The 24,023-nt window shown below is 67.2% G+C and carries 22 protein-coding genes and 1 tRNA gene; 16 read left to right on the forward strand and 7 right to left on the reverse strand.

Going from position 1 to position 24,023, the window contains the following annotated elements; translation table 11 throughout:
* The gene (locus tag ASD77_RS00295) at window positions 1–1,299 is read right to left on the reverse strand and encodes a porin (protein ID WP_055935705.1); all 1,299 of its coding nucleotides are present in this window, start codon (window positions 1,297–1,299) and stop codon (window positions 1–3) included.
* 427 nt (window positions 1,300–1,726) lie between these two features.
* Here ASD77_RS00295 and pstS (ASD77_RS00300) point away from each other — a divergent pair, with 427 nt between their 5' ends.
* The 11 genes from pstS (ASD77_RS00300) to ASD77_RS00350 all read left to right on the forward strand — a co-directional run bounded on the left by pstS (ASD77_RS00300) (window position 1,727) and on the right by ASD77_RS00350 (window position 11,114).
* Window positions 1,727–2,740 (forward strand): phosphate ABC transporter substrate-binding protein PstS, encoded by a 1,014-nt coding sequence (gene pstS, locus ASD77_RS00300; RefSeq protein ID WP_055940768.1) that lies wholly within the window; start codon window positions 1,727–1,729, stop codon window positions 2,738–2,740.
* 211 nt (window positions 2,741–2,951) lie between these two features.
* Entirely contained in the window at window positions 2,952–4,046 is a 1,095-nt protein-coding gene (pstS, locus tag ASD77_RS00305; protein WP_055935711.1) for a phosphate ABC transporter substrate-binding protein PstS, read from the forward strand.
* Window positions 4,047–4,163: 117 nt separating this feature from the next.
* Entirely contained in the window at window positions 4,164–5,135 is a 972-nt protein-coding gene (pstC, locus tag ASD77_RS00310; protein ID WP_055935714.1) for a phosphate ABC transporter permease subunit PstC, read from the forward strand.
* Window positions 5,135–5,986 carry a phosphate ABC transporter permease PstA gene (gene pstA / locus ASD77_RS00315; protein ID WP_055935717.1) on the forward strand — a complete coding sequence of 284 codons (852 nt, stop codon included), beginning with the start codon at window positions 5,135–5,137 and terminating at the stop codon, window positions 5,984–5,986. The genes pstC and pstA overlap by 1 nt, the downstream gene beginning before the upstream one ends.
* Window positions 5,979–6,797 carry a phosphate ABC transporter ATP-binding protein PstB gene (pstB, locus tag ASD77_RS00320; protein WP_055935720.1) on the forward strand — a complete coding sequence of 273 codons (819 nt, stop codon included), beginning with the start codon at window positions 5,979–5,981 and terminating at the stop codon, window positions 6,795–6,797. The genes pstA and pstB overlap by 8 nt, the downstream gene beginning before the upstream one ends.
* Window positions 6,798–6,921: 124 nt before the next feature.
* A complete protein-coding gene (phoU, locus tag ASD77_RS00325) occupies window positions 6,922–7,632 on the forward strand; it encodes a phosphate signaling complex protein PhoU (RefSeq protein ID WP_055935724.1) in 711 nt (236 codons plus the stop codon).
* Between the two features lie 155 nt (window positions 7,633–7,787).
* Window positions 7,788–8,186, forward strand: coding sequence for a hypothetical protein (locus ASD77_RS00330; protein WP_082563209.1), 399 nt, complete (start codon window positions 7,788–7,790; stop codon window positions 8,184–8,186).
* Window positions 8,187–8,235: 49 nt separating this feature from the next.
* On the forward strand, window positions 8,236–9,090 hold the full coding sequence (locus ASD77_RS00335; RefSeq protein ID WP_055935729.1) for a DUF692 domain-containing protein: 855 nt from the start codon (window positions 8,236–8,238) through the stop codon (window positions 9,088–9,090).
* Window positions 9,083–9,853 (forward strand): putative DNA-binding domain-containing protein, encoded by a 771-nt coding sequence (locus ASD77_RS00340; RefSeq protein ID WP_055940769.1) that lies wholly within the window; start codon window positions 9,083–9,085, stop codon window positions 9,851–9,853. Before ASD77_RS00335 ends, ASD77_RS00340 begins: the two co-directional genes overlap by 8 nt.
* Window positions 9,854–9,961: 108 nt before the next feature.
* Window positions 9,962–10,591 carry a ribonuclease T gene (gene rnt / locus ASD77_RS00345; protein ID WP_055935732.1) on the forward strand — a complete coding sequence of 210 codons (630 nt, stop codon included), beginning with the start codon at window positions 9,962–9,964 and terminating at the stop codon, window positions 10,589–10,591.
* Between the two features lie 22 nt (window positions 10,592–10,613).
* A complete protein-coding gene (locus ASD77_RS00350; RefSeq protein ID WP_055935734.1) occupies window positions 10,614–11,114 on the forward strand; it encodes an O-acetyl-ADP-ribose deacetylase in 501 nt (166 codons plus the stop codon).
* Here ASD77_RS00350 and rhtA read toward each other — a convergent pair whose 3' ends face one another.
* Window positions 11,115–12,002: a threonine/homoserine exporter RhtA gene (rhtA, locus tag ASD77_RS00355; protein WP_055935737.1), complete on the reverse strand. Its 888-nt coding sequence runs from the start codon at window positions 12,000–12,002 to the stop codon at window positions 11,115–11,117. It abuts the gene before it with no gap.
* Window positions 12,003–12,117: 115 nt separating this feature from the next.
* Here rhtA and ASD77_RS00360 point away from each other — a divergent pair, with 115 nt between their 5' ends.
* A complete protein-coding gene (locus ASD77_RS00360; RefSeq protein WP_055935739.1) occupies window positions 12,118–12,657 on the forward strand; it encodes an XRE family transcriptional regulator in 540 nt (179 codons plus the stop codon).
* Between the two features lie 10 nt (window positions 12,658–12,667).
* Here ASD77_RS00360 and ASD77_RS00365 read toward each other — a convergent pair whose 3' ends face one another.
* The 4 genes from ASD77_RS00365 to rnr all read right to left on the reverse strand — a co-directional run bounded on the left by ASD77_RS00365 (window position 12,668) and on the right by rnr (window position 17,917).
* On the reverse strand, window positions 12,668–13,861 hold the full coding sequence (locus ASD77_RS00365) for a P1 family peptidase (protein WP_200947343.1): 1,194 nt from the start codon (window positions 13,859–13,861) through the stop codon (window positions 12,668–12,670).
* A gap of 14 nt (window positions 13,862–13,875) precedes the next feature.
* Entirely contained in the window at window positions 13,876–14,619 is a 744-nt protein-coding gene (rlmB, locus tag ASD77_RS00370) for a 23S rRNA (guanosine(2251)-2'-O)-methyltransferase RlmB (RefSeq protein WP_055935742.1), read from the reverse strand.
* A 51-nt stretch (window positions 14,620–14,670) separates the two neighbouring features.
* Window positions 14,671–15,150: a GFA family protein gene (locus ASD77_RS00375; RefSeq protein ID WP_200947344.1), complete on the reverse strand. Its 480-nt coding sequence runs from the start codon at window positions 15,148–15,150 to the stop codon at window positions 14,671–14,673.
* Window positions 15,151–15,442: 292 nt separating this feature from the next.
* Entirely contained in the window at window positions 15,443–17,917 is a 2,475-nt protein-coding gene (gene rnr, locus ASD77_RS00380; protein ID WP_055935748.1) for a ribonuclease R, read from the reverse strand.
* A gap of 92 nt (window positions 17,918–18,009) precedes the next feature.
* Here rnr and ASD77_RS00385 point away from each other — a divergent pair.
* The 4 genes from ASD77_RS00385 (at window position 18,010) to ASD77_RS00400 (ending at window position 23,375) form a co-directional block, all read left to right on the forward strand.
* Window positions 18,010–18,094 (forward strand) — tRNA-Leu (locus ASD77_RS00385).
* 145 nt (window positions 18,095–18,239) lie between these two features.
* Window positions 18,240–20,057 (forward strand): SLC13 family permease, encoded by a 1,818-nt coding sequence (locus ASD77_RS00390; protein WP_055935751.1) that lies wholly within the window; start codon window positions 18,240–18,242, stop codon window positions 20,055–20,057.
* Between the two features lie 56 nt (window positions 20,058–20,113).
* Window positions 20,114–22,357, forward strand: coding sequence for a DNA topoisomerase IV subunit A (gene parC, locus ASD77_RS00395; RefSeq protein ID WP_055935753.1), 2,244 nt, complete (start codon window positions 20,114–20,116; stop codon window positions 22,355–22,357).
* A 361-nt stretch (window positions 22,358–22,718) separates the two neighbouring features.
* Window positions 22,719–23,375: a thiopurine S-methyltransferase gene (locus ASD77_RS00400; protein ID WP_055935756.1), complete on the forward strand. Its 657-nt coding sequence runs from the start codon at window positions 22,719–22,721 to the stop codon at window positions 23,373–23,375.
* Between the two features lie 85 nt (window positions 23,376–23,460).
* Here ASD77_RS00400 and bfr read toward each other — a convergent pair whose 3' ends face one another.
* Window positions 23,461–23,946, reverse strand: a complete 486-nt coding sequence (gene bfr / locus ASD77_RS00405; protein WP_055935759.1) for a bacterioferritin — start codon at window positions 23,944–23,946, stop codon at window positions 23,461–23,463.
* Window positions 23,947–24,023 lie beyond the last annotated feature (77 nt).

The raw sequence follows: 24,023 nt of genomic DNA on the forward strand, positions 1-24,023 counted from the left end.
TTACCAGGCGAACTGCGTGCGCAGCGCGTACTGGGCGGTTTCGTCGCCGGTGACTTCGTTGTCGCCCTGCGTGTAGTTGAACATGAAGCGCAGGTTGGCGTTGACGTAGTAGTTCATGCCGAGGATCCAGCTGGTGACTTCGCGGTTCAGCGTTTCGTTTTCGGCGTAGTCGTAGCGCGCGGTCAGTTCCCACAGGCCCTTGTCCACGTACTTCGGCGAGGCGAACACGCCGGTCGCGGCCTTGTAGCCCTTGTGGCCGCCGTTGAGCATGAAGCTGCCCTGCACGTAGTAGCTGGTCACATCCTGATCGCGGCCGAGCGGCTGGCCGAAGGTGGCGTCGGCGTACTCGGCCTGGAAGAAGGCCGGGCCGAACGAACCGGCGGCTTCCAGCGCGTACACGCTGACTTCGTTGCGGCTGGCACCGGTGGTGGTGGCGATGGTCTGCGACGGACCGCGACGGCCGGCGTAGTTGGACGTGGCGACCAGGTCGGCCGACCCGTTGTTGGCGTTCTCGTAGCTGTACCAGCCGCCCAGGTGCAGCGTGCTGTTGTCAGTGTTGATCGGCGCCCAGGTGACGCGACCGGCGTAGCCCATGCCTTCGTTGCGGGCCGCAGCGGCGCCGCGCAGGTTGAACACGCTCAGGCCGGCGGTGTAGTTCTCGCCCGCACGCTGGTAGCCCACGCCCTGCTGGAACTGGCGGTTGGAGAACAGGCCGGTCGCCGAGGCGAACGGACGCTCCATCATCAGCAGTTCGTTGGAACTGGTCAGTTCTTCCATCGCGCGGTAGGGCTTGAAGTGACCGATGGTGAACTTGCCGCCCAGCGCCGACTTGGCGATGTAGGCATCACGCAGGCCGTCGAGGTTGGTGCCGGCGCCGAAGTCCTGCTCCAGCTTGTATTCCCAGCCGTAGGCCTTGCCGCCCAGGGTCAGGCGGGCGCGGCGGAATTCGGTGGTGCCGGTGGTGCTGGCGATGTCGCGGTCGAAGGCGTAGGTGTCGAAGTGGATGCGACCACCGACGGTCGCCTCGAACTTGCCGTCGGCCGACGTCACCTTGATGCCACCCTTGGTGTCGATCTTCGGCGAGCCGGTGTTGAGCTTGTCCAGCTGCGCGGCCGTGTCCAGGTTGACGTCGGACTGCGCGTCGGTGCGCTCTTCCAGTTCCATCAGTTTGGTCTGCATGGCTTCCAGCTGCGCCCTCAGTTCGGCGATCTGCTGGTCACGGTTGTCGGCGGCGGCGGCCGAAAAGCTGGTGCTGCCCATGGCGACGGCAAGCGCGGCAGCCAGGAGGGAATAACGCATGGTGACTCTCCGAGTGGAATTGGAAGTAAGAGCGCGAGCTTCGTGGGCGCCTTGCTTCGATCCCGAAAACCCTTCGGAAATCATTAAGCGCCCGTCAAAGATGCGCTAAAGGATGGGAGTGAAATCTTGCAGTCACATGTGAGTTTCATGACCAATGTGTGACAAGGGCGGACGGCACGCCTTTGCTCCCGGTACTTACGCGGGACGACACCATATATATGTGCGGAGCGCGATCCTCGCTTGCCCGCGCGATGAGGACACGGCGCGGCGGCCAGCGCCGGAGACACGGTGTGCCGGTCGCGCTCGCGCCCGTCGACGTCACCGGACTGTCGCAATGCCGACACGGGGCTGTCACACAAACGTCGTGGAATGGCCACCCAACGGGCACGCCCGTGCCTTCCACCCTGCCTTCTCCCAGGAGATTTCCGTGTTGAACTCGATCAAATCCCGCGTGGCGCTGCTGGCGCTCGCCTCGGCCTTCTCGGCGCAGGCATTCGCCGCCGACGTGACCGGCGCCGGTGCGTCGTTCGTGTATCCGGTGATGACCAAGTGGTCCGCCGACTACGCCAAGGCCACCAACAACCGCGTCAACTACCAGTCGATCGGTTCGGGCGGCGGTATCGCGCAGATCAAGGCCGGCACGGTCGATTTCGGTTCGTCCGACGCCCCCCTGAAGCCGGAAGAACTGGCCAAGTACGGCCTGGCGCAGTTCCCGTCGGTGATCGGCGGCGTGGTGCCGGTGCTGAACGTGGCCGGCCTGAAGCCGGGCCAGCTGAAGCTGGACGGCCCGACCCTGGCCAACATCTTCCTGGGCACCATCAAGACCTGGAACGACCCGGCCATCGCCGCGCTCAACCCGGGCGTGACCCTGCCGTCGCAGCGCATTACCGTGGTCCGTCGTTCGGACGGCTCGGGCACCACCTTCAACTTCGTCAACTACCTGTCCAAGGTCAGCCCGGAGTGGAAGGCCAAGGTCGGTGAAGGCACCACCGTGCAGTGGCCGACCGGCGTGGGCGGCAAGGGCAACGAGGGCGTGGCCGCCTACGTGAAGCAGATCAAGGGCGGCATCGGCTATGTCGAACTGTCCTATGCGCTGCAGAACAAGATGTCCTATGCCAGCCTGAAGAACGCCGCCGGCGCCTACGTGCAGCCCAGCGACGAGACCTTCGCCGCCGCGGCCGCCAGCGCCGAGTGGGGCAAGTCCAAGGACTTCTACCTGGTCATGACCAACGCGCCGGGCGCCAACTCCTGGCCGATCACCGCCACCAACTTCATCCTGATGTACAAGGCGCCGAAGAAGGGCAACAAGGACGCGCGCGACTTCTTCCGCTGGGTCTACGCCAACGGCGACGCCCAGGCCAAGTCGCTCGACTATGTGCCGCTACCGCCGGCGCTGGTGCAGCAGATCGAGACCTACTGGAAGGCCAACCTGAAGTACTGATCGCACCCGCCGGCACGGTCTCTCCCCTTGCCGGCACCGATGCGGCGTTCCTCCCGCGCCGACATCACCGGGCGGGCCTTCGGGCCCGCCCTTTTTGTTTGGTGAGGGCAACGACAGCCGTCGCATGACAGCGCGAGACGACGATGTCATCACGTTGTAACAAAAACATCATTTCATAGCGCGGATCACACACGACCCGTCTGGAGACTCCATGCGCATCCGCACCGCCCGCCTGGCCACACTGGCCGTGGCCGCCGCTTTCTTCGCCGCTGCCTGCGGCGGCAAGACCGACGCCCCCGCCGCCGCGACTGCCGGCGACGCCGCCGCTCCCGCCGCGGCCGGCGCCCAGCAGATCTCCGCCGAACTGACCGGCGCCGGCGCCTCGTTCATCTATCCGCTGATGGCGCGCTGGTCGACCGACTACAACAAGTCCACCGGCGCCAAGATCAACTACCAGTCCATCGGTTCGGGCGGCGGCATCGCGCAGATCAAGGCCGCCACGGTCGATTTCGGCTCCTCCGACAAGCCCCTGTCGTCGGAAGAACTGGCCCAGGCCGGTCTGGCCCAGTTCCCGTCGGTGATCGGTGGCGTGGTGCCGGTCATCAACGTCGAAGGCCTGCAGCCGGGCCAGCTGAAGCTCAGCGGCACCGTGCTGGCCGACATCTTCCTGCACAAGATCACCACCTGGAACGATCCGGCCATCGCCGCGCTGAACCCGGGCGTGACCCTGCCCACCGGCAAGATCAACACCGTGCACCGCTCCGACGGCTCGGGCACCACCTTCAACTTCGTCAACTACCTGTCCAAGGTCAGCCCGGAGTGGAAGTCCAAGGTCGGCGAAGGCACCTCGGTCAACTGGCCGGGCGGCGTGGGTGGCAAGGGCAACGAAGGCGTCGCCGCCTACGTGCGCCAGCTGAAGGGCTCGATCGGCTATGTCGAACTGGCCTATGCCGAGCAGAACAACATGTCGTACGCATCGCTGCAGAACGCGGCCGGCCAGTTCGTGCAGCCCACCCCCGAAAGCTTCGCCGCCGCGGCGGCCAGCGCCGACTGGGCGAACACGAAGGACTTCAACCTGGTCATCACCAACGCCCCGGGCGAAACGGCGTGGCCGATCACCGCGACCAACTTCATCCTGGTCTACAAGCAGCCCAAGGACGCGGCCAAGGCCAAGCACACGCTGGACTTCTTCAAGTGGGCCTACGAGCAGGGTCAGGCGCAGGCCAACGAACTGGACTACGTGCCGCTGCCGCCGGAACTGGTCGGCCAGATCGAGCAGTACTGGAGCACCGAGATCAAGCTCTGATCCCGGCGCCATCCGCGGGCCGTCCACAGGGGCGGCCCGCTGTCATCACGCGGTAACCGCACCACCGTGCACTAGCGCCTCCCGCGTCACCCGCCCCTTCCCCACTTCCCGGGTTGCATGAACGCCACCGCCCTCCCCGCTTCACTGACGGACGTGCGCACTGCCAAAGACGCGCGCGCCGACCGGTTGTTCCGGCTGACGCTGACCGGCGCCGGCATGTTCGTCCTGATTTCGCTGATCGCCGCCGCCGTGTCGATGCTGTGGGGCGGTCGCGAGGCCCTGCAGACCTTCGGCCTGGGCTTTTTCACCAGCACCGAGTGGAATGTCGGCACGCGCGAGTTCGGCGCCCTGGTACCGGTGTTCGGCACCCTGGTCAGCGCCGGCCTTGCCATGCTGATCGCGGTGCCGGTGAGCTTCGGGATCGCGGTGTTCCTGACCGAAGTGGCGCCCGCCTGGATGCGCGGTCCGGTCGGCATGGCGATCGAACTGCTGGCCGGCATTCCCTCGATCATCTACGGCATGTGGGGCCTGTTCGTGCTGGCGCCGCAGCTGAGCGAACACGTCTACCCGTGGATCAACGACAACCTGGGCCAGCTGCCGCTGATCGGCGCCGTGCTGTCCGGGCCGCCGCTGGGCATCGGCATGCTGACGGCCGGCCTGGTGCTGGCGATCATGGTGATCCCGTTCGTATCGTCGGTGATGCGCGAGGTCTTCCTGACCGTGCCGGGCCGACTGAAGGAGTCGGCCTACGCGCTGGGTTCCACCAAGTGGGAAGTGGTGTGGGACGTGGTGCTGCCGTACACGCGCTCGGCGGTGATCGGCGGCGTGTTCCTCGGCCTGGGTCGCGCGCTCGGCGAAACCATGGCGGTGACCTTCGTGATCGGCAACGCCTACACGATCAGCGCGGCCCTGCTGGAGCCGGGCACGTCCATCGCCTCCACCATCGCCAACGAGTTCGCCGAAGCCACCGATCCGCTGCACAAGGGTTCGCTGCTGCTGCTCGGCTTCACCCTGTTCCTGCTGACCTTCATCGTGCTGGCCATCGCCCGCCTGATGCTGCGCCAACTGGCCAAGCGGGAGGGCAACTGATGTCCTCGTCCCTGTACACCTACCGCAAGGTCAAGAACGCCGTCGCGCTGACGCTGTCCATCGCGGCCGCGATCTTCGGCCTGATGTGGCTGGTCTGGATCCTCTGGACCACGATCACCAAGGGCATGAGCAGCCTCAACCTGGACCTGTTCACCCAGATGACGCCGCCGCCGAACGAACCCGGCGGCCTGGCCAACGCGCTGTTCGGCAGCGTGGTGATGAGCCTGCTGGCGATCCTGCTGGGCACGCCGGTCGGCGTGGCCGCCGGCACCTACCTGGCCGAATACGCCAACAAGCACTGGCTGGGCGAAACCGTCCGCTTCGTCAACGACATCCTGCTGTCGGCGCCGTCCATCGTGCTGGGCCTCTTCATCTACACCGTGATGGTGGCGCAGATGGGCCACTACTCGGCATGGGCCGGTGCGGTGGCGCTGGCGTTCATCGCCCTGCCGGTGATCGTGCGCACCACCGATGAAATGCTGCGGCTGGTGCCGCAGCAGATGCGCGAAGCCGCGCTGTCGCTCGGCGTGCCGCAGTGGAAGGTGACCACCCAGGTGCTGATGCGCTCGGCGCTGCCGGGCATCGTCACCGGCGTGCTGCTGGCGCTGGCGCGCATCAGCGGCGAGACCGCACCGCTGCTGTTCACCGCCTTCAACAACCAGTTCTGGAGCACCGACCTCAACCAGTCGATGGCCAACCTGCCGATGGTGATCTTCCAGTACGCCATGAGCCCCTACGACTCGTGGAATTCGCTGGCCTGGGCCGGCGCCTTCCTCGTCACCGGCATGGTGCTGGTGCTCAGCCTGATCGCCCGAACCATCCTTCTTCGAAACAAGGTGACCCATGAATGACGCCGCCCGCATTGCCGTGGTGACGCCGCAGCGCCAGGATGACCTCGCCGCGAACGCCAGCGTGAAACTGGCCGCCAAGGGCCTGGACTTCTACTACGGCGACTACCACGCGCTGAAGAACATCAACCTGGAGATCCCGGAAAAGCGCGTCACCGCGCTGATCGGTCCCTCCGGCTGCGGCAAGTCCACCCTGCTGCGCGTGTTCAACCGCATCTACTCGCTCTACCCGAAGCTGCGCGCCACCGGCGACGTCCTGCTGGACGGCGAGAACATCCTCGACGCCAAGTACCCGATGAACCGCCTGCGCAGCAAGGTGGGCATGGTGTTCCAGAAGCCGGTGCCGTTCCCGATGACCATCTTCGAGAACGTCGCCTACGGCATCCGCCACCACGAGCGACTCAACAAGGCCGACATGGACGTGCGCGTGGAACAGGCGCTGCGCCAGGCCGCGTTGTGGGACGAGGCCAAGGACAAGTTGAAGCAGAGCGCGCTGGGCCTGTCGGGCGGCCAGCAGCAGCGCCTGTGCATCGCGCGTGCGGTGGCGCTGCGCCCGGACGTGATCCTGCTGGACGAACCGACCTCGGCGCTGGACCCCATCTCGACCAGCAAGATCGAACAGCTGATCGAGGAACTGAAGCACCAGTACACCATCGCCATCGTCACCCACAACATGCAGCAGGCCGCGCGCGTGTCCGACTACACCGCCTTCATGTACCTGGGCGAGCTGGTTGAGCACGACGTCACCTCGACGATCTTCTCCAACCCCGGCAAGCAGCAGACGGAAGACTACATTACGGGCAGGTTCGGCTGATGCAGGAACCCGTGATTCGTGATTGGGGATTGGTGATTCGCAAACGCGAGCACCCCAGCATGAAACGGCACCGGTTCATCCCATCACGAATCACCAATCCCTAATCACTAATCACGGCCTCCCCATGAACACCCAACCGAACGACCATATCGTGAAGAGCTACGACGAAGAACAGCGCCGCATCGTGGCGGAGATCGTGCGCATGGGCGAGACCGCCGTGGCGCAGTTGGAAGCCGCGCTGGACGTGGTGGAGCGCCGCGACGACAAGGCCGCCCAGCGCATCATCGCCAACGACGAAGCGATCGACGCCATCGAGCACCAGGTCAGCCATGACGTGATGCACCTGGCGCTGCGCGGTCCGTTGGCGCGCGACCTGCGCGAGATCCTCGCCGGGCTGCGCATTCCGGCCGACATCGAGCGCATCGGCGACTACGCGGCCAACGTCGCCAAGCGTTCGATCGCCCTCAACGTCTCGCCGCCGATGCCGCAGATCACCGGTCTGCGGGCGCTGGGCAAGCTGGCGGCGCGCCAGGTGCGCGACGTGCTGGTCGCCTACCAGAACGGCGATGCCGAACAGGCCGTGCAGGTGCGCGAGCGCGATGCCGAACTGGACGCGCACTACACCGCGCTGTTCCGTGAGCTGCTGACCTACATGATGGAAGACCCGCGCAACATCACGCCCTGCACGCACCTGCTGTTCATGGCCAAGAACCTGGAGCGTATCGGCGACCACGCCACCAACATCGCCGAGAACATCTGGTTCCTGGTGCATGGCGAACAGCCGTTGCCGCCGCGCGACAAGCGAGACGAGACCAGCACTACCGGCGTGGTCTGACGCGGGGCTTCTTCCGCACTGCAACACTCCCCGCGCCCCGCTTCCACGCGGGGCGCGGGCGTTTGGGGGCCTGCATACGGCCGGCTAACGGACTGCGTCTACACTGTCGCCACTTCCCGTGCGGCCCCCGCCGCACCTCACTGGAGAGCATGACGATGTCCAAGACCAACAAGCCCACCGCGGTCGCCATCGCCCTGGCCGGCGGCCTCGCCCTGACCGGTTCCGCGTTCGCGATGGAGCCGCTGGCGCAGGGCTACCTGCTGGCCGCCGGCGAAACCGCCAAGGCCGGTGAGGGCAAGTGCGGCGAAGGCAAGTGCGGCATGGCCAAGGCCGACACCGACAAGGACGGCAAGGTCTCGCAGGCCGAGTTCACCGCCGCCCATCCCGACAAGGCGGCGAAATTCGCCGAGATCGACACCAACAAGGACGGCTTCATCGACGCCGCCGAGCACAAGGCCCACGCCGGCACCAAGGGCGCCGAGGGCAAGTGCGGTGAAGGCAAGTGTGGCGAGGGCAAGTGCGGCGGCGCCAAGAAGGCTGGCGAAACCAAGTGAGTCCTTGCGCGGGTCCCGGCACCGCGCCGGGACCCGCGCCCGCCTCCGCATGAAGACTGCCCTTCTGCCCTCCACCGCCGGCCTGGGCCTGCGCCGCGCCCTGCTGGAGGAGCTGCTGGACGCGCCCGCGGGCGCCTTCGACTTCCTCGAATGCGCACCGGACAACTGGATCGGCGTGGGCGGCCGCTATGGCGAGGCCCTGCAGACGCTGTCTTCGCGTCATCCGCTCACCTGCCATGGGCTGTCGCTGTCGCTGGGCGGCGTGGCGCCGCTGGACGACACCTTCCTCGCCCGCACCCGACGCTTCCTCGACCAGTACGATGTGTCGCTCTACAGCGAACACCTGAGCTACTGCGCCGACGATGGCCATCTGTACGACCTGATGCCCATCCCGTTCACCGAGGACGCCGTGCACCATGTCGCCGCACGCATCCGCCATGCACAGGACGCCCTGGGCCGGCGGATCGCCGTGGAGAACGTCTCCTACTACGCCGCCCCGTACCAGGCCATGGACGAAGCCGACTTCGTCACCGCCGTGCTGGAGGAAGCGGACTGCGACCTGCTGCTGGACGTCAACAACATCTTCGTCAACGCGATCAACCATGGCTACGATGCACGCGCCTTCCTGGCCCGCATGCCGTCGGCACGGATCGCGTCGTACCATGTCGCCGGCCATTACGACGAAGCCGACGACCTGAAGGTCGATACGCATGGCGCGCCGGTGAAGGATGATGTGTGGTCGCTGCTGTCGCAGGCTTATGCCACGCATGGCGTGCGCCCCACGCTGCTGGAGCGCGACTTCAACTTCCCGCCCCTGGCCGACCTGTGCGCCGAACTGCAGCGCATCCGCCAGCTGCAGGCGGTGCACCACGCAGATGCCGCAGCGCAGGCCGCGCGTGGCTGACACGCTGCGCGACCAGCAGTTCGCCCTGGCGCGCCACCTGCGCGATCCGTCGTCGCACCCGCCGCCGACCGGTGTCGAGGAACGGCGGCTGGCGATCTACCGCGACCTGTTCTTCAACAACATCGAAGGCCTGCTCGCGGGCAACTTTCCGGTGATCCGCAAGACATTGGGAGACGACGCGTGGCGCGCCCTTGTGCGGGAGTTCTATGCCGGGCACCGCAGCCAGACGCCGCTTTTCCCGGAAATCGCACGCGAGTTCATCCGCTATCTTGAATCCCGCCGGGACGACGACCTTCCGCCCTGGCTGCGCGAACTGGCGCATTACGAATGGGTGGAACTGGCGCTGCAGATCGCCGACGACACCGTGCCACCGCATGACCCGGACGGCGACCTGCTCACGGGCGAACCGGTGGTATCGCCCTTCGCCTGGGCGCTGGCCTACCAGTGGCCGGTGCACCGCATCGGTCCGGGTTTCCGTCCCGACGTCCCGCCCGACGAGTCCACCCTGCTGCTGGTGCGTCGCGACGCAGCGCATCAGGTGCGCTTCGCGTCCATCTCGCCGCTCGTTTACCGCCTGATCGAAGTGCTGGGCGAAGGCGGCCGCAGCGGTGACGTTGCACTACGGCTGCTGGCGGCGGAAGCCGGCGTGGAGACTCTGTCCGCCTTCGTGGATCAGGGCGCCGCCATGCTGACGCGCATGCGCGAGGAAGGCACCCTGCTCGGTACCCGCCGAGTGTCCTTTACCCCTGGGGGAGCGACGTAAGTCGCGACCGCCTTACCGCGTCTGCCCATCGCGACTTACGTCGCTCCCACAAACATGATTCCACCTCCAGTCGGGGTCGGGTCGCGGGGACCTGCTACCCTTTCCCGCATGGAAAGCACCGCCGAACCCGTCCGCATCACCCCGATGGCCCAACGCTTCCGCGGCTATCTGCCCGTGGTGGTGGACGTGGAAACGGGCGGCTTCGACTGGAACCGGCACGCACTGCTGGAACTGGCCGCGGTGCCGCTGGACTTGGACGAGAACGGCCTGCTGGTCTGCGGCACCACCTCCAGCGTGCACCTGCACCCGGCGCCGGGCACCGAGATCGACCCGAAATCGCTGGAAGTCACCGGCATCGACCTGGACCACCCGTTCCGCTTCGCCAAGCATGAGAAGGACGCGCTGGACCATGTGTTCGCCGCGGTGCGCGCGGCCGTGAAGAAGCACGGTTGCCAGCGCGCCATCCTGGTCGGGCACAACGCGCACTTCGATCTCAACTTCCTCAACGCGGCGGTCAACCGCGTGGCGCACAAGCGCAATCCGTTCCATCCCTTCAGCGTGTTCGACACGGTGACGCTGGCCGGCGTGGCCTACGGCCAGACCGTGCTCGCGCGTGCGGTACAGGCGGCCGGCTTCGACTGGAACGCCGACGACGCGCATTCGGCCGTCTACGACGCCGAACAGACCGCGCGCCTGTTCTGCAACATCGTGAACATGTGGCCGAAGCCGCTGGGCTGACATCCTGCATCAGGACGGCGTCATGCGATTGACTGCTATACGGGCCGACATCACCACGCTCGACGTCGACGCCATCGTCAACGCGGCGAACAGTTCGCTGCTGGGTGGCGGTGGCGTGGACGGCGCGATCCATCGCGCGGCCGGCCCGGACCTGGTGCACGAATGCCGACTGCTCGGCGGCTGCAAGACCGGCGAAGCGAAGATCACGAAAGGGTATCGCCTGCTGGCACGCCATGTGATCCACACCGTCGGCCCGGTCTGGCGTGGCGGTGACCAGGGCGAGCCGGAACTGCTCGCCGCGTGCTATCGCAACAGCCTGGCGCTGGCGGAGAAGCACGGCCTGCGCAGCATTGCGTTTCCGTGCATCAGCACCGGCATCTTCGGTTATCCCCCGGACGCTGCCTCGCGTCTCGCGATCGACACGGTGCGCGCGACCTTGTCTGCAGCGCCCGGACCGCCGGACGTGATTTTCTGCTGTTTCTCCGGCGACGACCTGGCGACCTACCAGGCCTTGCTCGCCTGACTACGCTTCACCGTTGGCCGCCGTCTGCACGGGCGGGCGCGAGGTCATCGCCGCACCGGCGGATGCAATGATGATGGCGGCGATGGCCAGCCACTGCAGCGGCGAGAGGCGTTCGTGCAGGAACAGCAGGCCGCACACGGCGGCGATGGCCGGCTCCAGGCTCATCAGCATGCCGAAGGTGCGGGTGGGCATCTTCGTCAGCGCCACCATTTCCAGGCTGTAGGGAATCGCGGTGGACAGCAGCGCCACCGCCAGCGCGACCGGCAGCAGCGCGGGCGCCAGCAACGCAGCGCCGGCGTGCGCCACACCGAACGGCACCGCCACCGCCGCGGCGATGCAGCTGCCGATCGCGACCGTCTGCGGTCCATGCGCGTTGCCGGCCCTCTGGCCGAACACGATGTACATCGCCCAGCACGCACCCGCGCCGAGCGCATAGGCCGCACCCACGAGATCCACGTTTCGGGCTCCCTGCTCCGGCACCAGCAGCACCAGCCCCATGACCGCCAGCGCCACCCAGACCACGTCACGCAGGTGGCGCGAACCGAACAACGCCACCGCCAGCGGACCGGTGAACTCCAGCGCCACGGCGATGCCCAGCGGCACGGTTTCCAGCGCCTTGTAGAACAGCAGGTTCATCAGTCCCAGCGAGGCGCCGTAAAGCAGCAACAGCGGCCATTGCGCGCGGCTGACGCGCGTGCGCCATGGCCGGAACACCGCCACCAGGATCAGCGTGGCCAGTGCCAGTCGCAGCGCGGTGGCGCCGGTCGCGCCGACCGCCGGGAACAGGCTCTTCGCCATCGAGGCGCCGGCCTGGATCGACAGCATGGCGACGAGCAGCAGTGCAATGGGCTGCCAGCGGACGGCGGCGTGGACGTGGGAAGACGGCATGGCGACGGTACCAGCAGACGCTGCGGGGCCTGCGCTTGAGGATGTGGGAGCCTGCGCACTATATTGCGCAGACCGAAGCCTACCGGATGTGCAATATGTTGCGCAACCCCTGCCGATGAGCGTGCTGGAACACGTCGCCGACAACGTCCGCCGCCTGCGCACCGACGCCGGCCTCAGCCAGCAGGCGTTGGCGGAAGCCTCGGCGGTCAGCCGCCGCATGCTGGTCGGCATCGAATCCGGCGATGCCAACGTCAGCCTCAACACGCTGGACCGCATCGCCGAAGCGCTCAAGGTGACGTTCGCGGACCTGGTGAAACCGCCCAGCGCGCCGGGCCTGGACCGCATCCAGGCGCTGGCCTGGAGCGGACGCACGCCGGGCTCGCAGGGCGTGCTGCTGGCCACCGCGCCGGCCACCCACGACGTGGAATTGTGGGCGTGGACGCTGATGCCGGGCGACCGCTACACGTCGGCGGCGGACCCGGCCGGGTGGCACGAGATGTTCTTCGTCATCGAAGGCGATCTGGTGGTCGAACTGCCGGGCGGCGACCACGTCGTCGCCGCAGGCGATTTCTTCGTGTTCCCGAGTGACCGCGACTACGCCTACCGCAACGACGGCGCCACGCCGTTGCGCTTCATCCGCAACGTCGTGCACTGACTCCGGAGGATCACTTCGTCGGCGGTGCGATGCCGTGCCGTTGCAGGATGTCGCGCACGCGATCCAGCGGAATGGCCTCGACGGTCTCGCCATTGCCACTGACCGTGGTGGCCATGAAGATCGAGTTGTAGATCGCCTCTTCCACCGCCTCGACGCTGGCCTGGAACACCGCGCTCATCTGCTCGTTGGCGAGTTCGGCGGTCTGCACCCGTGGCGCATCGAAGGCACGCCGCACCGATTCCGCGGTGGAGAACGCGAGCACGTAGTCGCCGCTGCCGTTGGAGGCGGAACTGCCGGTGCGCCCCAGGCCCATCATGGCGCGGGAGGCCACGCGACGCAGGTTGCGGTCGCCCAACGGCGCATCGGTGGCGATGACGATGATGATCGAGCCATCGCCACGATCGTCCGCTGCGCCACGGCGACCCTCGGCCTGCGCGGCGACGGCGTTCTGGAACGCATACCGGTCCAGCTCGCGTCCGACCGGCGCGCCCGAGACCTGCAGCACGCCGCCGAAGTTGCTCTGCACCAGCACGCCCACCGTCCAGCCACCCAGCGATGCAGGCAGCGTGCGCGACGAGGTGCCGATGCCGCCCTTCCAGCCAAACGCCACCGTGCCGGTGCCCGCGCCTATGCTGCCCTCCTGCACGGCGCCGCCCGTCGCGGATGCCAGCGCGCGGCGCACGGCCTCGGCGGTGATGGGGCGTGCGCGGATGTCGTTGAGTCCACCGTCGTTGGTTTCGCCCACCACCACATTGAGCGAGCGCACCTGCTGCATGTCCGGCTGCGCCAGCAGCCAGTCCGCCATCGCATCGGCGGCCTTCCACACGCACAGCGTGCAGGTCAGCAGGATGGGCGTTTCCAGCTCGCCCAGTTCGTTGACCTGGGTACTGCCAATGAACTTGCCGAAACCGTTGCCCACATGCACCGCGGCCGGCACACGCGAGCGATAGACGTTGCCCGCGTGCGGCAGGATGGCGGTGACGCCGGTGCGCACGGTATCGCCTTCCTTCAGGGTCACCTGGCCGACGCGTACACCGGCGACATCGGTGATGGCGTTGTGCGCGCCGGGCGTGAAGATGCCGGGCGCGACACCGAGGTCGCGCGCACGGACACGCGCCTCGCCCTGCGCCATGGCGGAGAACGACCACGCCACCAGTGACAGGGCGACCAGGCGGCGGAAGATCGTGCAGCGTTCCTTGCTCATGCGGAGTTCCCTGCTTACTGACGCTGACGGACGGCCTCGAACAGCGTGATGCCGGCCGCGACCGACACGTTGAGGCTTTCGATGTCGCCGGGCATGGGAATCTTCACCAGCCCGTCGCAGTGTTCGCGGGTCAGGCGGCGCAGGCCGTCGGCTTCGCCGCCCAGCGCCAGCGCCACGTTGCCGCGCAGGTCGGTGGCGTACAGCGACGCCGTGGCCTCACCGGCCAGGCCATAGATCCACACGCCGAGCTGCTGCAGGTCGCGCAGGCAGCGCGACAGGTTGGTGACCTGCACCACCGGGATGCGGTCGGCGGCACCGGCCGAGGTCTTGCGCACGGTGGCGTTGACGCCGACCGACTTGTCCTTGGGAATGATCACCGCGGTGACGCCGGCGGCGGCCGCGCTGCGCAGGCAGGCGCCAAGGTTGTGCGGGTCCTGCACGCCATCGAGCACCAGAAGCAGCGCCTTGCCTTCGGCGGCTTCCACCAGGCCCTGCAGTTCGTTCTCGTCCCAGGTCGGCGCAGCGGCATAGCGCGCGGCCACGCCCTGGTGGCGAAGCGAACCGGCCACGCCATCCAGCGCCTGCCCGGTGACGCGACGCACGTCGATGCCCTTGCGGCGTGCGTTCTCCTCGATCTCGGTCAGGCGCGCGTTCTTGCTGCCGCCTTCGACCAAGATCTCGCGCACGTTGTCGGCGTCGTTCTCGACGGCCGAGGCGACCGCGTTGACGCCGACGATCCACTGGTTCTGCTTGCTCATGCGCTGTACGGCCGCGTTGGAAAGGCCGGCATTATCGCACCGACCGGTTGCTCAGCGTGGCGGCCAGACCGCGGTGTCGTGGTCTGGATGCTGGCAGGAGACGACATCAGCGAGAAAGGCCGCCGCGGCTTCGTCCTGCTCGGTGCGCCGCTGCGGCAAGGCCGGCAGCGTGTCCACGTACGGCAGCTTGCCTTCCACGCCGTACTGGACCCATGGCGCAAGCCCGGACGGGTCGTCGAAGGCACCGGCCGCCACCGCCACGCCGTCGGGCGCCTCGTAGGTCAGCGGCGTGCCGCAGTCGCCGCAGAAGCCGCGCCGCACCACGTTGGACGACCGGAACCGCTTCGGCTCACCGCGCGTCCATTCCAGCAGCGCGCCACGCGTGGAGACCAGCGGCGCGTAGTACGCCCCGAACGCCTTCTGGCACATCCGGCAATGGCAGATCGACGCGTCCCTCAGCTCGCCGGTGATGCGGAAGCGGACCGCGCCGCATTGGCAGCCGCCGGTGTGGATGTCGGGGGGCATAGGCACTCCGGGTCAATCAAGGGGAAACACCACGATCCTGTTCGTCATCCCGGTGAAAGCCGGGATCCACGTTGATCTTGATCGTGCTCTTCTCTTCCCCGCTGGGGCGATGTGCTCAAGAAAATCAAGATGGGTCCCAGCTTGCGCTGGGACGACGGCATCGCTCTTGTCCGTCATCCCGGCGCAGGCCGGGACCCAGTGCCTTCAGCTCCAAACACCCAGCCGCCCGCATGCGGATATCAGTGCAACCGCACGCAAGTCGCTGGGTCCCGGCTTTCGCCGGGATGACGGCATTAAATCAGTACTTCCGCTTCGGCCGCTTGGCCGGCTGGCCGCGCGGCGAGGAAGGCGGCGGCCCGCTGTCCCTGCCCTTGTCGTCGACCAAGCGGAAGTCGATCTTGCGATCTTCCAGGCTGGCCTTCAGCACGATGATGCGCACGCGGTCGCCCAGCCGGAACGTCAGGCCACGGCGTTCGCCGGACAGCATCTTGCGCAGCGGATCGAAGTGGTAGTAGTCCTGCGGCAACTGGGTCACGTGCACCAGTCCGTTGACCTTGGACTGGTCCAGCTCCACGAACAGGCCGAAGCTGGTGACGCCGCTGATGACGCCATCGAACTGCCCGCCGACATGCTGCTCCATCCATGCCGCACGGTAGCGTTCGTCGACCTCGCGCTCGGCCTCGTCGGCACGACGCGCGCGCTCGGAACACTGCAGCGACAGCGCCGCCATCTCATGCCCGGAGTACAGGAATTTCTCCGGCTTGCCCTTGGTCAGCGCGTACTTGATGGCGCGGTGCACCAGCAGGTCCGGATAGCGGCGGATCGGCGAAGTGAAGTGCGCGTAAGCGTCCAGCGCCAGGCCGAAGTGGCCCGCATTGTCCGGCGAATACACCGCCAGGCTCTGGCTGCGCAGCACCACGGACTCCAGCAGCGCGACATCGGGACGCTCGCGGATCTTCTTCAGCAACTGGGTGAAATCGCGCGGCTGCACCTTCGACCAGGCCGGCAGGCTCAGCTTGAACTCCTTCAGGAACTCCAGCAGGTCGGCATACTTCGACTCCGGCGGACGGTCGTGCACGCGATACGGCGCCGGCACATGCGCGCCCAGCAGGTAGCGCGCCGCCTCGACGTTGGCCGCGATCATGCATTCCTCGATCAGCTTGTGCGCGTCGTTACGCTGCAGCATGCCGGCCTGGGTGACTTCGCCCCGGTTGTCGAGCTCGAAGCGGACTTCGGAGGTCTCGAACTCGATCGCACCCCGCTTCTCGCGCGCCTTGGCCAGCAGGCCGTACAGCTCGTGCAGGCGCTCGACGTGCGGCAGCAGCGCACCGATCGATGCGCGCGACTCGGCGTCGTTCTCGCCCACGGCCTTCCACACCTGGTCGTAGGTCAGGCGGGCGTGCGAGCGCATCACCGCCTCGTAGAACTTCGACTGGGTGACTTCGCCCTCGCTGTTGACCTGCATGTCGCAGACGAAACACATGCGGTCGACGTTCGGATTCAACGAACAGATGCCGTTGGACAGCGTCTCCGGCAGCATGGGCACCACGAACCCGGGGAAATACACCGACGTCGCGCGCTTCTGCGCTTCGTCGTCCAGCGGCGTGCCGGGGCGGACGTAGTGCGACACGTCGGCGATGGCCACCACCAGGCGGTAGCCACTGCGGTTCTTCATGCGCAGGCCCTGGCGATTGCTCTCGCAATACACCGCATCGTCGAAGTCCTTCGCGTCGGCGCCGTCGATGGTCACCAGCGGCATCGCGCGCAGGTCGACGCGGTTGCCGACCATCGCCGGCTCGACCACCAGCGGCACCGCCGTGGCTTCGTCCAGCACCTCCTGCGGGAACTCGTGCGGCAGGTTGTGGCCGTGGATCGCGGCCTCGACCACCAGCGACGGGGTCAGTCTGTCGCCCAGCACCGCGATGACCTTGCCGATCGGCGGACGGCGGGCATCCGGGGCCTGGGTCAGTTCGACCACCACGAGCTGGCCATCGCGTGCGCCGCCGGTGGCGTCCTGCGGTATCTGCACGTTGCGCTGGATGCGCTTGTCGTCCGGTGCCACGTAGGCGATGCCGACTTCGAAGCCGAACCGGCCGATCAGGCGGGTGACGCCGCGCTCCAGCACGCGCGCGATGCTGCCCTCGCGGCGGCCGCGACGATCGATGCCGGTGACATTGGCCAGTGCGCGGTCGCCATGCATGACCTTGCGCATCTCGTAGGGCGGCAGGAACAGGTCGTCGCCACCGCCCGTGTCCGGGCGCAGGAAGCCGAAGCCGTCGGGATTGGCGATCACCGTGCCGGCGATCAGGTCGGTCTGCTGCACCGGTGCGAAGCCGCCGCGGCGGTTCTGCACCAGTTGGCCGTCGCGGACCATCGCGCCCAAGCGCTTGGTCAGCGCGTCGAAGCGGTCGGGCGCGTCCAGCCCCAGCGGACCGGCGATCTCCTCCGCCGTCTGCGGGCCCTCGGCGGCTTCGAGGAAGCCGAGGATGGCTTCGCGGCTGGCGATCGGCTGCTCGTAGCGCTGCGCTTCGCGCTGCGCATGCGGATCGACGAAGCGACCGCCCGTGCGTGGCGGTGACGTGCGGCCGCCGCCGCGCTGGGGCGGGCCGCCGGGCCGCCGGCCCGGCGAGGCGGGCTGCTCCGGCATCCAGGGCGGCAGGGCCTTCTTGGGCTTGGCCGGCTTGCCTGGCGTGCGGGTGGAGGCCTTGCCGGCCGATGCGCTTTCTTTTCCTGCGGGCGTCTTGCCGCCGCTGCGTGGGGTCTTCTTGGTCATGCGCCGATGGTACACCCCGTCTGAACCGCGCCCGGCGAAGGAACCGTTGACAATCCCCGGCGCTCCCCACAAAATGCGCGCCTCGCTTACCTGCCCAGGTGGCGGAATTGGTAGACGCACTAGTTTCAGGTACTAGCGGGTAAAACCGTGGAGGTTCGAGTCCTCTCCTGGGCACCACGCACAACGAAGACCCTCGCGAAAGCGGGGGTTTTTCGTTTTCCGGCACCAGCACGCCGTGTCGGGGCGCCTCACACATCACTGCACACGGCCGCAGTAGGCTGTTGCGCACGGGCAACACGGTACTTCTCGACACGGGGCGCGCATGGAGTTCCAACAGATCCTCTTCCTGATCATCCTGGCGATCACGCTGGGGCTGTTCATCAGCGAGAAGCTCCGTGTCGACCTGGTGGCCCTGCTCTGCCTGCTGGCGCTGTCGCTGACCGGCATCTTGGGGCCGAAGGAGGCGTTGTCCGGCTTCGCCAGCGAGCCGGCGATCATTGTCGCCGCCGTGTTCGTGCTGTCGGCCGGCTTGTCCGCCACCGGTATCACCGAGCGGATCGGCGCCGGCATCGGACGCGCGGCGGGCGGTAGCGAATGGCGCACCATCGCCGTGGTCATGCCGGCGACGGCGGCATTGGCTGCGTTCTCGCACCACGTCATGGTCACCGCGATGATGCTGCCCATCCTGATGCGCATCGCGCGCGAGCAGAAGCTGGCCGCGTCGCGCCTGCTGATGCCGATGTCGCTGGCCGCCTCGCTGGGCACCACGCTGACCCTCTTCAGTGCGCCCGCCTTCCTGTTGTCGAACGACCTGATCAAGCGCGCCGGCCTGCCCGCACTCGATATCTTCGCCGTGACGCCCATCGGCATCGCACTGGTGGTGCTGGGCACCGTGTACATGCTGCTGGGGCGCTGGCTGGTGCCCAAGCGCGAAGGCGAAACGCCGCAGGGCGATTACCTGAAGCTGGACCGTTACTACACTGAGCTGCTGGTGGAAGAGGCTTCGCCGTGGATCGGCAAGTCGCGCGGCGACTTCGAGAAGACGTTCGACGACCGGCTGCAGGTGGTGGACTGGCTTCGCCACGGCATGCGCCGCCGCAACCAGCGCCTCGACAGCACGCTGGCCGCCAGCGATGTGCTGCTGGTGCGCGCGTCGCCGGACGAGATCGCCTCCATCCGCAACGAGCCCGGCCTGGCCCTGCACGCGGTGGCCAAGTACGGCGAGAAGCGGGAGGACGGCAAGAGCGAGACGCTCGGCGAGGAACAACTGGTGCAGGCGGTGGTCGCGCCACACTCCGAGTTCATCGGCCGCAGCGTGTCCGACATCGACTTCCTGCGGAACCTCGGCGTGGTGGTGGTCGGCCTGTGGCGCCGCGAAGGCTGGCTGCACGGTGAGCTGTCGGAAACAGCGCTGCAGGAAGGGGATCTGCTGGTGCTTTGGGGCCAACAGCAGAATCTGGAACCGCTGGCGACCCATCACGGTTTCCTCATGCTGATGCCGTTCGGCGGCCAGGAAAAGCCACGGCGGCGCGCACCGCTCGCGCTGGCGATCATGGCCGCGGCAGTGGCGGCGGCCGCGACCGAGACGCTGGCGCCGCACATCGCCTTCCTCGCCGGCGCGGTGGCCATGGTGCTGACGCGCTGCGTGGACATCGAACGCGCCTACCAGGAGATCGACGTGCGCATCTTCGTGATGATCGGCGGCGTGATCCCGCTGGGCATCGCCATGGAGAAGACCGGTACCGCGGCCCTGGTGGCCGACCTGCTGTTGAACCATGCATCGCACTGGTCGCCGCTGGTGTTGCTGCTGGTGATGTTCGCCACCGCCGCGCTGCTCACCCAGATCCTGTCCGACGCCGCCACCACGGTGTTGCTCGCCCCCATCGCCCTGGCGCTGGCCACCGGGCTGGACCTGAACCCGGTGCCCTTCGTCGTCTGCACGGCGATGGGCGCGGTGGCCTCGTTCCTGACCCCCATCGGCCATCACGGCAACCTGTTGATCCTCAACCCCGGGCGCTACACCTTCGGCGATTTCCTCCGGGTCGGCGTGCCGCTGACTGTCGCCATCGCACTCACCACCGCCTGGCTGGCGCGCTGGCTGTGGCTGGACGGGCCGCTGCTGCCGAGTATCGGCGGCTGAGACGGGCCGACGGGTAGAATGGGCGGGTTTTCCGACCCGTAGACCGTGCGCCCGCAATGACCGAAACGATCCGCCCCACCTTCCACGGTTTCGAACAGATCCCGCTGCGCGAGTACGCCGAGCGCGCCTACCTCGACTATTCGATGTATGTGGTGCTGGACCGCGCACTGCCCTTCATCGGCGACGGACTGAAGCCGGTGCAGCGGCGCATCGTGTATTCGATGAGCGAGCTCGGCCTGAACGCCAGCGCCAAGCCGAAGAAGTCCGCGCGCACCGTCGGCGACGTCATCGGCAAATACCACCCGCACGGCGACAGCGCCTGCTACGAAGCGCTGGTGTTGATGGCGCAGCCGTTCTCGTACCGCTATCCGCTGATCGAAGGCCAGGGCAACTTCGGTTCGCCGGACGACCCCAAGTCGTTCGCGGCCATGCGCTACACCGAATCCAAGCTCACGCCCATCGCCGAAGTGCTGCTGGGCGAACTGGGCCAGGGCACGGTGGACTGGACGCCCAACTTCGACGGCACGCTTGAGGAGCCGACCTGGCTGCCGGCGCGCCTGCCGCACCTGCTGCTCAACGGCACCACGGGCATCGCCGTGGGCATGGCGACCGACGTCCCGCCGCACAACCTCAACGAGATCGTCAGCGCCTGCATCCGCCTGATCGACGATCCGGACGCCACCGTCGCCGACCTGTGCGAACACGTGCGCGGCCCCGACTATCCGACCACCGCCGAGATCATCACCGCGGCGTCCGACCTGCGCACGATGTACGAAACGGGGCATGGCAGCGTCCGTGCGCGCGCCACCTGGCGTAAGGACAACGCCAACATCGTCATCGACGCCCTGCCCTACCAGGTGTCGCCGTCGAAGGTGATCGAGCAGATCGCCGCGCAGATGCGCGCCAAGAAGCTGCCGTGGCTGGAGGACATCCGCGACGAATCCGACCACGCCAATCCGGTGCGCGTGGTGCTGATCCCGCGCTCCAACCGCGTGGATGCCGAACAGCTGATGGGCCACCTGTTCGCCACCACCGACCTGGAGAAGAGTTACCGGGTCAACCTCAACATCATCGGGCTGGATGGCCGTCCTCAGGTCAAGAACCTGAAGATGCTGCTGACCGAGTGGCTGGCGTTCCGCAGCGATACCGTCACCCGCCGCCTGAAACATCGGCTGGACAAGGTCGATCGCCGGCTGCACCTGTTGGAAGGCCTGCTGGTCGCGTTCCTCAACCTGGATGAAGTCATCCGCATCATCCGCACCGAGGACGAACCGAAGGCCGCACTGATCGCCCGCTTCCAGCTGAGCGAGGAACAGGCCGACTACATCCTCGACACCAAGCTGAAACAGCTCGCCCGCCTGGAGGAAATGAAGATCCGCGGCGAGCAGGACGAACTGCTGGCCGAGCGCGAGAAGATCGCCGGCATCCTGGACTCGAAGGCCAAGCTGAAGAAACTGATCAAGGACGAACTGGCGGCCGACGCGAAGAAGTTCGGCGACGCCCGCCTGTCGCCGCTGGTGCAGCGCGACGCCGCGCAGGCGCTGGACGAAACCGAACTGGTCGCCAGCGAACCGATGACCGTGGTGCTGTCGGCGAAAGGCTGGATCCGCGCGGCCAAGGGCCATGACGTGGATGCCTCCACCCTGTCGTATCGCGATGGCGACGGGCTGCTGGGGGCGGTGCGCTCGCGCAGCACGCAGCAGGTGGCCTTCCTCGATTCGGAAGGCCGCAGCTATTCCACCGCCGTGCACACGCTGCCCTCGGCGCGCGGCAATGGCGAACCGCTGACCGGCCGCTTCTCGCCGGCGGCAGGCGCGTCGTTCCAGGCGTTGGCCAGTGGCGACAACGACAGCCGCTTCGTGCTGGCGTCCTCGCACGGGTACGGCTTCGTGACCCGTTTCGAGAACCTCACCGGCCGCCAGAAAGCGGGCAAGGCCATGCTCAACCTGACCGCGGGCGCGAACGTGCTGCAGCCGGCGGCGGTACCGAATACGGACACTGACCGCATCGTCGCGGTCACCAGTGCCGGTCATCTGCTGGCCTTCCCGGTCAGCGAACTGCCGGAACTGGACAAGGGCAAAGGCAACAAGATCATCGAGATCCCCAAGGCCAAGCTCGGCACCGAGCATGTCGTCGCCATCGCCGCCGTGTCGCCCGGCGCCACGCTGCTGGTCAAGAGCGGCCAGCGCACGATGAGCCTGTCGTTCAAGGACCTGGATGCGTATGTCGGTGCGCGGGCGACGCGGGGTGGACTGTTGCCGCGGGGGTGGCAGAAGGTGGATGGACTGGAGGTCCAGTAGTTCGCCGACCGGGCGCGCTGCGGCGCGTTCATCATCGCCACCGCCTGCTTCCCAGGGGGCGCGGCAGAAGGTGGATGGACTCGACATCCAATAGTTCACCGGTTGGGCGCGCTGCGGCGCGTTCGTCATCGCCACGACCTGCTTTCCAGGGGGCGCGGCAGAAGGTGGATGGACCGCAGGTGCAGTAACGGGACGTGCAAGGCGCACGTTCAGCGCAGCGTTTTCGCCACCGGCTTGCCACAAGAAGCCGTAGAGCGGAGGTTGCTCCGCCGCATCGCACGGCATCATGGACTGCCGGAGTCGAGCAAGCTCGACTCTACGCCTGGGTTTCACCCTTCTTTTTCTTGCGGAGTGAGCGCTGATGGACGCCGGTTTCTGGTTGCAGAAATGGCAGGAAGGCCAGATCGGCTTCCATCGCCATGACGTAATGCCGCTGCTGCAGAAGCACTGGCCATCGCTGCAGCTGCCGGAAGCCTCGCGCGTGCTGGTGCCGCTGTGCGGCAAGTCGCTCGACATGCACTGGCTGGCCGCGCAGGGGCATCGCGTGCTGGGCGTGGAGCTGTCGCCGCTGGCAGTGGCACAGTTCTTCGATGAGGCCGGCCTCGACCCCGTGCGGACGACCAGTCGCTACGGCGAACATTTCAGCGCCGGACCCATCGAGATCATCCTCGGCGACGCGTTCGGCCTGGACAAGACCCTGCTGGCGGACGTGGCCGGCGTCTACGACCGCGCCGCCCTGATCGCCTTGCCACCCGACCTACGGCTGCGCTATCGCGACACCGTCTATGCGGGCCTGCCGACCGGCTGCCAGGGAGTGCTGATCACGCTGGAGTATCCGCAGGCCGAGAAGGCCGGGCCGCCGTTCTCGGTGGAAGCACCGGACGTCGATGCGCTGTTCGCGGCGCCATGGCAGCACACGCTGCTGGAGCGTCGCGACATCCTCGACCAGGAGCCGCGCTTCCGCGAAGAAGGCCTGAGCGCGCTGGAGACCGCGGTGTATCGTCTCCACCGTTCGTAGAGCGGAGTTCGCTCCGCTGCTTTTCGGTCCTGTCCCCGCGTGAACAGATAGCGGAGCCGGACAAGCTCGTCTCTACGGGAAGCGGTTATTCGGCGGCAGGTTTGCCGTCGAGCTTCGAGGTCAGATAAAGCTCGATACCCAGGCGCTTGATCAGCCCCAGCTGCTGTTCCAGCCAGTGCGCATGGTCTTCCTCGGTGTCCTTCAGCTGCGCCAGCAGGATCTCGCGGCTGACATAGTCGCCATGCTGTTCGCAGATGCCGACGCCGTTGGCCAGGTTGGCCCGCACCGCGTACTCGACCTCGAGGTCCCGCTGCAGCATCTCCTCGACCGTCTTCCCCGCCACGAACGCCTCCGGGCGCATGTCCGGGTCGCCTTCCAGGAACAGGATGCGGCGCAGCAGCGCGTCGGCATGCTGGGTTTCTTCCTGCATCTCGTGGTCGATGCGGTGGAACAGGGCCATCAGTCCCTGGTCCTCGTAGCGGCGCGAATGGATGAAATACTGGTCGCGGGCGGCCAGTTCGCCGCGCAGCAGGAACTTGAGGTAGTCGACGACGTCGGGATGGCCTTTCATGGGGTGGGCTCCGGTGGCGAGGCGCACAGGATGCCCGAACGGATCGCGGCGTGACCGAATCGGAATCAGTCTCGTTC

Origin of the sequence: Pseudoxanthomonas sp. Root65 (genome assembly GCF_001427635.1) — a bacterium.
In the GTDB taxonomy this organism is placed as follows: domain Bacteria; phylum Pseudomonadota; class Gammaproteobacteria; order Xanthomonadales; family Xanthomonadaceae; genus Pseudoxanthomonas_A.

Bases quoted from the DNA above. Each gene is read 5' to 3' on its own strand.
- ASD77_RS00330 (WP_082563209.1), top strand. From the start codon at position 7,788: ATGTCCAAGACCAACAAGCCCACCGCGGTCGCCATCGCCCTGGCCGGC.
- bfr (WP_055935759.1), bottom strand. From the start codon at position 23,946: ATGAAAGGCCATCCCGACGTCGTCGACTACCTCAAGTTCCTGCTGCGC.
- ASD77_RS00400 (WP_055935756.1), top strand. From the start codon at position 22,719: ATGGACGCCGGTTTCTGGTTGCAGAAATGGCAGGAAGGCCAGATCGGC.
- rlmB (WP_055935742.1), bottom strand. From the start codon at position 14,619: ATGAGCAAGCAGAACCAGTGGATCGTCGGCGTCAACGCGGTCGCCTCG.
- pstB (WP_055935720.1), top strand. From the start codon at position 5,979: ATGAATGACGCCGCCCGCATTGCCGTGGTGACGCCGCAGCGCCAGGAT.
- pstS (WP_055935711.1), top strand. From the start codon at position 2,952: ATGCGCATCCGCACCGCCCGCCTGGCCACACTGGCCGTGGCCGCCGCT.
- rnr (WP_055935748.1), bottom strand. From the start codon at position 17,917: ATGACCAAGAAGACCCCACGCAGCGGCGGCAAGACGCCCGCAGGAAAA.
- phoU (WP_055935724.1), top strand. From the start codon at position 6,922: ATGAACACCCAACCGAACGACCATATCGTGAAGAGCTACGACGAAGAA.
- ASD77_RS00390 (WP_055935751.1), top strand. From the start codon at position 18,240: ATGGAGTTCCAACAGATCCTCTTCCTGATCATCCTGGCGATCACGCTG.
- pstA (WP_055935717.1), top strand. From the start codon at position 5,135: ATGTCCTCGTCCCTGTACACCTACCGCAAGGTCAAGAACGCCGTCGCG.
- ASD77_RS00350 (WP_055935734.1), top strand. From the start codon at position 10,614: ATGCGATTGACTGCTATACGGGCCGACATCACCACGCTCGACGTCGAC.
- ASD77_RS00365 (WP_200947343.1), bottom strand. From the start codon at position 13,861: ATGAGCAAGGAACGCTGCACGATCTTCCGCCGCCTGGTCGCCCTGTCA.
- ASD77_RS00295 (WP_055935705.1), bottom strand. From the start codon at position 1,299: ATGCGTTATTCCCTCCTGGCTGCCGCGCTTGCCGTCGCCATGGGCAGC.
- pstC (WP_055935714.1), top strand. From the start codon at position 4,164: ATGAACGCCACCGCCCTCCCCGCTTCACTGACGGACGTGCGCACTGCC.
- ASD77_RS00360 (WP_055935739.1), top strand. From the start codon at position 12,118: ATGAGCGTGCTGGAACACGTCGCCGACAACGTCCGCCGCCTGCGCACC.
- ASD77_RS00335 (WP_055935729.1), top strand. From the start codon at position 8,236: ATGAAGACTGCCCTTCTGCCCTCCACCGCCGGCCTGGGCCTGCGCCGC.
- rhtA (WP_055935737.1), bottom strand. From the start codon at position 12,002: ATGCCGTCTTCCCACGTCCACGCCGCCGTCCGCTGGCAGCCCATTGCA.
- parC (WP_055935753.1), top strand. From the start codon at position 20,114: ATGACCGAAACGATCCGCCCCACCTTCCACGGTTTCGAACAGATCCCG.
- rnt (WP_055935732.1), top strand. From the start codon at position 9,962: ATGGAAAGCACCGCCGAACCCGTCCGCATCACCCCGATGGCCCAACGC.